Source organism: Nocardia sp. NPDC050412, assembly GCF_044458825.1.
Classification (GTDB): domain Bacteria; phylum Actinomycetota; class Actinomycetes; order Mycobacteriales; family Mycobacteriaceae; genus Nocardia.
On sequence record NZ_JBITIJ010000019.1, the window covers coordinates 146,997 to 154,927 of the forward strand.

At 65.3% G+C, this 7,931-nt stretch carries 5 protein-coding genes; all 5 read right to left on the bottom strand.

The annotated features are described in order from the left end of the window. Window positions 1-158 precede the first annotated feature (158 nt). Window positions 159-2,138 carry an ATP-binding cassette domain-containing protein gene (locus ACIBI6_RS36215; protein WP_396959452.1) on the bottom strand — a complete coding sequence of 660 codons (1,980 nt, stop codon included), beginning with the start codon at window positions 2,136-2,138 and terminating at the stop codon, window positions 159-161. 32 nt (window positions 2,139-2,170) lie between these two features. Further along, window positions 2,171-4,144: an ABC transporter ATP-binding protein/permease gene (locus ACIBI6_RS36220; protein WP_396959448.1), complete on the bottom strand. Its 1,974-nt coding sequence runs from the start codon at window positions 4,142-4,144 to the stop codon at window positions 2,171-2,173. Between the two features lie 2 nt (window positions 4,145-4,146). Beyond that, on the bottom strand, window positions 4,147-5,178 hold the full coding sequence (gene cydB / locus ACIBI6_RS36225) for a cytochrome d ubiquinol oxidase subunit II (RefSeq protein ID WP_364346998.1): 1,032 nt from the start codon (window positions 5,176-5,178) through the stop codon (window positions 4,147-4,149). Window positions 5,179-5,187: 9 nt separating this feature from the next. Further along, window positions 5,188-6,675: a cytochrome ubiquinol oxidase subunit I gene (locus tag ACIBI6_RS36230; protein ID WP_364346996.1), complete on the bottom strand. Its 1,488-nt coding sequence runs from the start codon at window positions 6,673-6,675 to the stop codon at window positions 5,188-5,190. Window positions 6,676-6,850: 175 nt separating this feature from the next. Next, window positions 6,851-7,768 carry an aminodeoxychorismate lyase gene (locus ACIBI6_RS36235; RefSeq protein ID WP_364346994.1) on the bottom strand — a complete coding sequence of 306 codons (918 nt, stop codon included), beginning with the start codon at window positions 7,766-7,768 and terminating at the stop codon, window positions 6,851-6,853. Between the last annotated feature and the right edge of the window lie 163 nt (window positions 7,769-7,931).

Sequence of the window (7,931 nt, forward strand, 5' to 3'; positions counted from 1 at the left end):
AGCTCGGGGGCCGGGTGGCTGCCTGGAATTCGCTCAGCACTCGCGCGAACGGAATCCGTTGCAGCGGTGGCGCTAGCGGACAGCCACCTCACAAGTCCTATGAACATACATTCTTCGAACCACCTCCTTCCTTGTGTACAAACGAATCTAGTCAGTCGTCAGTAGGTCGGCAACGGAATTTCGCGGGGCGCTGAACCGGTGTGCTCCTCGACTTCGCCAATGGTCGTGACCTGGCCTGATGCATCGATTTGCAGCACCACTTCGGCGCGGTGATCGGCTGGCAGCTGATGTGTGACGACAACCACAATTCGGTCGGGTCCGACCAGACCGCTGTCGACATCGAGCAGCTCGCGTAGCAATCGGGCGCCCGCCTCGGCCTCGAGATGTTCGGTCGGCTCATCGAGCAGCAGCACCCGCGCGGGCGAAAGGAGCGCCCGGGCGAGCAGAATCCGCCGCCGCTGCCCACCCGAAACCGCCGCCGCACCCCCTACCAGATCGGTGTGCACACCATCCGGTAGCGATTCCAGCCAACTCCCGAGACCGACCACGCACAAGGCCTTCTCGGCCGCCTCGGCAGTGAGATCGCCACGCGCGACACGCAGGTTCTCGAGCACGGATGTGCCGAAGATGTGCGCATCCTCGGCAAAGAACGTCACGCCGGGTGCGGGCGTACTGAACAGCCCCGCCCACGCCATGAGCAACGTGGTCTTACCCGCCCCGCTCGGTCCGACGACCGCAATCCGCTTTCCTGCCGGACGCTCGGGGAGGTTGACCGGCAATAGATTTCGTGCGTCGCGGATGTCGGCATCGACACCTGGGCGATCGGAAGCCCACGTTAGGCCCTCCGGAGATGAGCCAGCGATGCCACACCCGCTGCCCTCCGTGCAGCCGGTCGCACTGGCCGGCAATAGACCTGGCCCGCCGCGGATGACTGCATCGACACGACCGGAAGTCCGCGAGTGCTGCTGTGCCATCGGGTTTCGCGTGGCTATCTCGAGCAGGGGTAGGCGGTGGAGGGCGGCGCGGGCGGTGGTCAGGGCCTGGGCGGCGGCGGGGAGTGGGGCGACTGCTTCGAAGGCCGAGAGGGGAAGCAGGACGAGAATGGTTAGGGCCATGGGGGTCATTGCCGGCGGGTTGGCGCCATAGCCGGCTATGCCGATCAGGAGGGCCCCGAGGACGCTGACGCCGATCGAGAGGGGCGTCGCCGCGGCGGCCCAGGCGCTGCGTGCGGCCGCGGAATCCTCCGCGGCGACCGCACGTTGTCCGGCGCGGTCGGCGGCCGCCAGCGCGGCATCCAGCTTGCCCGCGACGCGGAGTTCAGCCGCGTGGTCGAGGACCGTGAGTGCTTGCGCGGTGAATTCGGCGCGGTCGGCGCGCACCGCACGCTCGGCCGCACGGGCGGCCCACCCCGACAGCCACGGTGCAACGATTCCGGCAATACCGAGTGATACCGCCAGAATGGCCGCCGCCCCAACCGAAATGGTAGCCATGAGTCCGACTGCGGCCAGCGCCAGCACAATCGCGACGGCGATCGGTACGAACACACGCACCACCACAGCGCCGAGATCGTCGATATCGCTGCCGATTCGAACCAGCAGGTCCCCACGCCGCAACGATGCCGCACCATCCGCGCTCGTGGAGTCCGTCGCGGCGACCGGCCCGTCGACGCTGCGGTCTGAGATATTTTCCGGGCCGAACGAAGTCACCTCGCCACTGCGCCTGGACAGTCCGTGCATCGATGTCCCACCGGTGTAGACCGCTCCGTCTATATCGCCGCCTCGTGCGTCCCGCCGCATCCAGGCGTCCGATTGGGCGAGGGTCCGGTAAACGGTTGTCCGAGCGGCCGTCATCGCACGCAGCGCAACGTCATGGGTGGCAAGGCGTTCCAGATATCGGCACAACCCACGGGAGATACCCAGCGCCCGCACCGCGACAACAGCAACGCTCAGATCGAGCACCGGCGGCATCTCCCAGGCACGCGCGATCAACCACGCCGCCAACGCCGCCAGCCCGAGCCCGCTGCCCAGCGCCAACACGCCCCAACCGATCGCCACCGCAACTCGCCATGGCGACAACTCGAGCAGCCCCCACATCTGCCGCAGATCCGCTACCGCTGCGCGGCCGCCGCGACGAGCCATTGTCCTCGGCACCGAAACGTCTCCCGCGCGGTTCATGAAGCGACTGCCTGGGGTTCGGTGGAGTGAATGGGGATTATGTGGTCGGCGGCAGTGAGGACAGTCGAGCGGTGGGCTATGACGATGACGGTGGCACCGGTGCGAGCTCGCTGCTGTAGGGCCGCGAGGACGGTCGCTTCGGCTGCGGGGTCCAGGTGGGCGGTTGGTTCGTCCAGGAGGAGGATGGGGCGCTCGGCGGCGAGCACTCTGGTCAGGGCAAGGCGTTGGCGCTGGCCGAGGGAGAGGCCTATGCCGCCCGCGCCGACGATCGTGTTCCAGCCGTCGGGGAGTTCGTCGAGTACCGTGTCGAATCCGGTTGCAATGCAGGCGGCTTCGAGTTCGTCGAGTACGCGGGCCGCGCCCTTGGCGGTGGTTTCGGGCGTGCGTGCGCCGAGCAGTTCGAGATTCTCGCGCAGTGTTCCCGGGACCAACACCGGACGCTGCGGCAGCCAGGCAACACGCGACCACCACGCGTCCTGATCGAGGTCACCTACATCTGTGCCGTCGACCTTCACTGCGCCGCGCTCGGGCCTGATCAAACCTAGAATTGCTTGCAGCGCAGTCGATTTACCGCTCCCGTTGGGTCCGGTCAACACCGTCACCAGCCCCGGCCGGAACTCCGCTGTCAGCCCGGCGGGCGCAAAACCGTCCCGGGCCGGTACCGAGAGATCACATATCTCGATGCGGCCCTGGCCATCTCTGCCGACTCCAGGCCTCGTGTCGGCGCGATTGCCACTCAGTGCCGTTGAACCGAGTTCGCTGATATCCCCTCCGCCGTCCCCGCTCAGCACAGCCTCCTCGCTGCCGGCAATCCGATGGCGGGAGCCGACAGCGGCCACAGCATTCGTGCTCGAACCCGAGCGGAGAGCACCCGCATCGCCAACCATGGCACCGGCCCCACCAGCGTCCGAGACCGACCGACCAGCACCCGTGTCCCCGCCAGCCGCCTGACCACCGGCACCCGATTTGGCCTGCACCTGCATACCCGCGGGAGACTCGAGCACAGCAAAAGCCTTGTCGGCAGCCGCCATTCCGTCCTGCGCCGCATGAAACCGCTCCCCCACCATCCGCAACGGCAGATACACCTCCGGCGCGAGAATCAACGCCACCAGGCCGGCATAGAGACTCATCTCGCCGTACACCAGCCGCAGACCGATGGACACCGCGATCAATGCGACGCTCAACGTGGCAAGCATCTCGAGCACCATCGACGACAGGAACGCGATCCGAAGCGCACGCATAGTGCGCTGCCGCAACGCATCCCCGAGCGCGCGCACGCGATGTTCCATCGAACCCGTCCGCCCCGCGCTCCCCTCCCGCCCCAACGCACGCAACGTCGGCATCCCGGCAAAGAGATCGAGCAGTTGATCCGACAACCGAGTTGTGGCGACGAGCGTGGCCTCCGCCCGCCCCTGCGTGAGCAGTCCGATGAGCACCATGAACACCGGAATCAACGGCAGTGTGACCACCGCGATCACACCGGAGATCGGATCGTGAAATCCGATGACCACCAACACGATCGGCGGAACCAGGCAAGCGAGGAGCAGCGCGGGCAGATACCCGGTGAGATACGCCCGCAGCCCCGTCAGTCCGGTACTCACGACAACCGCCAGTTCGGTTCGCCGAGTTTCGAGTTCGCGCGGTGGCAGCTGAGCCCCGGCGGCAAGCACCGAGGTTTCCAGTTCCGCAACCACCTCGGCCCCCGCCCGATGCGCGATCCGCGACTGCACCCAGGTGGCCAGCACCCGGCAGCCGATAGCGACGCCGAGCACAACCAACTCGAATGTCCAAACACCGAAGCTGCGCCGGCCGGGATCGGTGACGACCCCGGCCAGTACCTTCGCCAGCGCGACCGCCGTGACCACGATCGAACCGGTGATCACCACGGACAGTGCCACACTCAGCACCAGATAGCGGCGGGTCGAGCGCGCGTACTTCCACAACCGGGGGTCGACGGGTGGACGAGCCATGATCAGTCCTTGACGGCTTCCAACGGCAGGCCGATCGGCGCGGGAATCTGCTCGACCGTAATCCGTTTGCGGAACACCCAATATGTCCAACCCTGGTAGCCGAGCACCACGGGCGTGACGATTAAGGCCGCCCAGCTCATCACCTTCAGCGTGTACGGCGTGGAGGAGGCATTGTCGATGGTCAGATTGAACATGTCGCTGATGGTGGACGGCAGCACATTCGGATACAGCGACCCGAACAGCAGCACCGTCGCCGCCGCGGTGGTGACCGCCGTGCCGACGAACGCCCACCCGTCGCGGTCGGCGAAACTCGCCGCACCCGCGAGCAGCAGCCCGATCACCGCCAGCGCCAGCGGAATCCAGGTCCATCCGGTTCCGTACGCCAACTGCGTCCACACCCCGAACACCCCGACCACCACCGCGGTCGGCATCAGCAGCAACCGCACCGTCTTCGCCGCATCGTCGCGTACTTCACCGCCGGTCTTCAACACCAGGAAGACCGCACCGTGCAGCGCGAACAGCAATCCGGTCGCGAGCCCGCCGAGCAATGCGTACGGCCCGAGCAGATCCCACACCGAACCGGTGATGTGCTTCTTCTCGTTCAGCGGCACCCCGCGCACCACATTCGCGAATACCCAGCCCCACGCCAATGCCGGTACCCAGGAACCGATTCCGATCGCGACATCACACCAGGCCCGCCACCGCGCATCGTCGATCTTGCTGCGATATTCGATGGCGCAGACCCGCACGATCAGCGCGACCAGCACCAGTAGCAGCGCGATATAGAAACCGGAGAACAGGCTCGCGTACCACTCCGGAAAGGCCGCGAACATCGCACCGCCCGCAGTCAGCAACCAGACTTCGTTGCCGTCCCATACCGGCCCGATCGTATTGAGCACCACCCGCCTTCGGGTATCGCTGCCCTTGCCGAGGATCGGCATCAGCATGCCTACTCCGAAGTCGAAGCCTTCCAGCACGAAGTAGCCGGTGAACAAGACGCCGATCAGCAGAAACCAGAACTGTTGCAAATTCATCATCGGCTCCTAATAGGCGAACGAAAGCTGTTCGACGGCAGGTTCTTCGGTCCGATCACGGCCGCCCGTATCGTCTGGTCCGCCGGGCGAAGTCGTCGCGGGCGCTTCGGCTCCGGCGACCGTGTACCGCCGCATCAGGTAGAACCACACCACCGCGAGCGCGCCGTACAGCAGGGTGAACACGACGAGCGAGGTGATCACCGTGCCTGCGACATGGTCGGAGACGCCCTGCTGCACCATCAGCCGCAGGCTCTGGTCACCCGTCGGATTCGGCGCGACAACCCAGGGCTGCCTGCCCATTTCGGTGAAGACCCAGCCCGCGCTATTGGCCAGGAACGGAGTCGGGATGGCGATCAGGCACAGCCACGAGTACCAGCGCTTATCGGTGATCCGGCCGCCGCGGGTCAGCCACAGGCCGACCAACCAGAGCAGGATCGCACCGGCCGACAGGCCGATCATGGCGCGGAAGGACCAGTAGGTGACGAACAAGTTGGGTCGGTAGTCGCCGGGCCCGAACTTCGCGTTGTAGGCGTGCTGCAGATCGGTGACACCGTCCAGCGTGACGTCGCTGAACTTGCCCTTGGCCAAATACGGCAACACATAGGGCACCTCGAGCACGTGGGTCACGCTGTCGCAATTGTTGTGCGTGCCGATGGTCAGCACCGAGAAGTCCGGATCGGTTGCGGTATTGCACAGCGACTCCGCAGAGGCCATTTTCATCGGCTGCTGTTCGAACATCAGCTTGCCCTGTACATCGCCGGTGAAGAACAGCGCGACACCGGCGATGACGATCACCCATAGGCCAGCGCGGCCGCCCGAGCGCCACATCGTTTGCGCCTCAACGACTTTGGCGGCCTCACCGCTGCGCGCATTGCGCACCATCCACCAGCCGCAGATGCCGACCACGAAAGTCCCCGAGGTAAGGAATGCTCCGGCGACTACGTGCGGAAACGCCGCCAGCGTCGTGTTATTGGTGAGCACCGTCCAGATGCTGGTGAGTTCGGCGCGCCCGCGCTCCGGGTTGTATTTGGCGCCGACCGGGTGCTGCATGAACGAATTGGCCGCGACGATGAAGTACGCGGAGGCATTCACACCGATCGCAACGAGCCAGATCGTCGCCAGATGCAGCTTTTTCGGCAACCGGGTCCAGCCGAAGATCCACAAGCCGAGGAAGGTCGACTCCAGGAAGAATGCGACCAGCGCCTCCAGCGCGAGCGGTGCGCCGAAGACGTCACCGACGAACCGGGAGTATTCGCTCCAGTTCATTCCGAACTGAAATTCCTGCACGATGCCGGTCGCGACACCGAGTGCGAAATTGATCAGGAATAGCTTGCCGAAGAATTTGGTCAGCCGGTACCAGTGCTCTTTGCCGGTAATCACCCAAGCGGTCTGCATGCCCGCAACCAGCGGGGCCAGACCGATCGTCAACGGTACGAATATGAAGTGATAGACGGTCGTGATGCCGAACTGCCAACGTGATAAGTCCAGGACGCTCAAAACCGATCTCCCGCCGATCTACGACATGTCGTAGTAAGAGTACGCCCGGTTAGAGGTCCAACAAGGAGTCCTACGCCACGACACACCGGGGCTTTAGACCCTCAACGGCCCGTTTTCCGAGCTCGCCGAGCACTCCTACATGCCGTAGTAGGACGAAGATCACGGCCCGGCGAACTCACCAATCGCCGATGGCTCCGGCCCGCTCCACTCCTCGGTCCACCAATTCGATGATTTCGGCCGCGTTGTCCGGCGCCATCATGCGCAGTCCATCCAGTGAATTCACCCTGGCGGCGAGCGTGATGCTCGAAAGCAGCCAAATGCTGTCGCAGGTCAACAGGTCGGCGGTGAACAACGATTCGTAGCCGCACTTCCACCCGGCCTTCTCGGCCTCGGCGAACATCGCGCGCTGGGTGACCCCCGGCAGTACGCCATTCTTCGCGGGCGGGGTGATCAAGTGCTTATCCCGCACGATCACCACCGACGAGCGCGGCCCCTCCAGCACCCGGTTCTCGGTACTGGTGAAGATCACGTCATCAGCGCCCATCCGCTGCGCGAACCGCAACGCCGCCATATTGGTGGCATAGGACAGCGTCTTCGCACCCAGCAGCTGCCACGGCGCGGCCTGGGCCAGATCGATCGAGATCCCGCGCGATAGCGACACCACCGCGACACCGTCGGTGCGCGCCTTCTGCACCCGGTCCGGCACCGGCAGCACCAGCACATAGGAGGTCGGCACCGGCACCGCGGCCGCGAGATCACCTGAAGTCACACTGGACGGGGCCGACAGCTCGGTATCGCGCCCGCGGGTGAGGACCAGCCGCATGAGCCCCTCACTCTCGGTCCCCCATTCCTTGGCCGCCGTCTCGACCGCGTCTCGCCATTTGCCCAACTCGAGCTCGGGTAGATCGAGCGCCTGCGCCGAACGACGCAGGCGGCCTAGATGAAATTCGATCGCGCACGGGTTACCGCCACGAACCAAAACCGACTCGAAGACACCATCACCGCGCAGTACGCCGATGTCGTCGGCAAACAACAACGGCGCGTCCGGATCTTGGACGGCGCCGTCGAGTGTTACAAGAACTCGATCCACCATGCGTCGAGCGTAGGCGGTGTTCGTTGGCCGCGCCTAGGACTCTGTTTGATTGCTGGGTTTGATGGCCGCGCCTTCGGCGCGGCGGGTTCGCGGCCCCCTGGTGTCTCGCGTCCGAGCCGTCGAGACTCGCGCCTGCGGCGCATGCGCTTCGACGGCTCGGACG

Excerpts from the sequence above, each read along its gene's own strand:
- ACIBI6_RS36220 (WP_396959448.1), bottom strand. The coding sequence starts at position 4,144 with ATGGCTCGTCCACCCGTCGACCCCCGGTTGTGGAAGTACGCGCGCTCG.
- ACIBI6_RS36215 (WP_396959452.1), bottom strand. The coding sequence starts at position 2,138 with ATGGCTCGTCGCGGCGGCCGCGCAGCGGTAGCGGATCTGCGGCAGATG.
- cydB (WP_364346998.1), bottom strand. The coding sequence starts at position 5,178 with ATGAATTTGCAACAGTTCTGGTTTCTGCTGATCGGCGTCTTGTTCACC.
- ACIBI6_RS36235 (WP_364346994.1), bottom strand. The coding sequence starts at position 7,768 with ATGGTGGATCGAGTTCTTGTAACACTCGACGGCGCCGTCCAAGATCCG.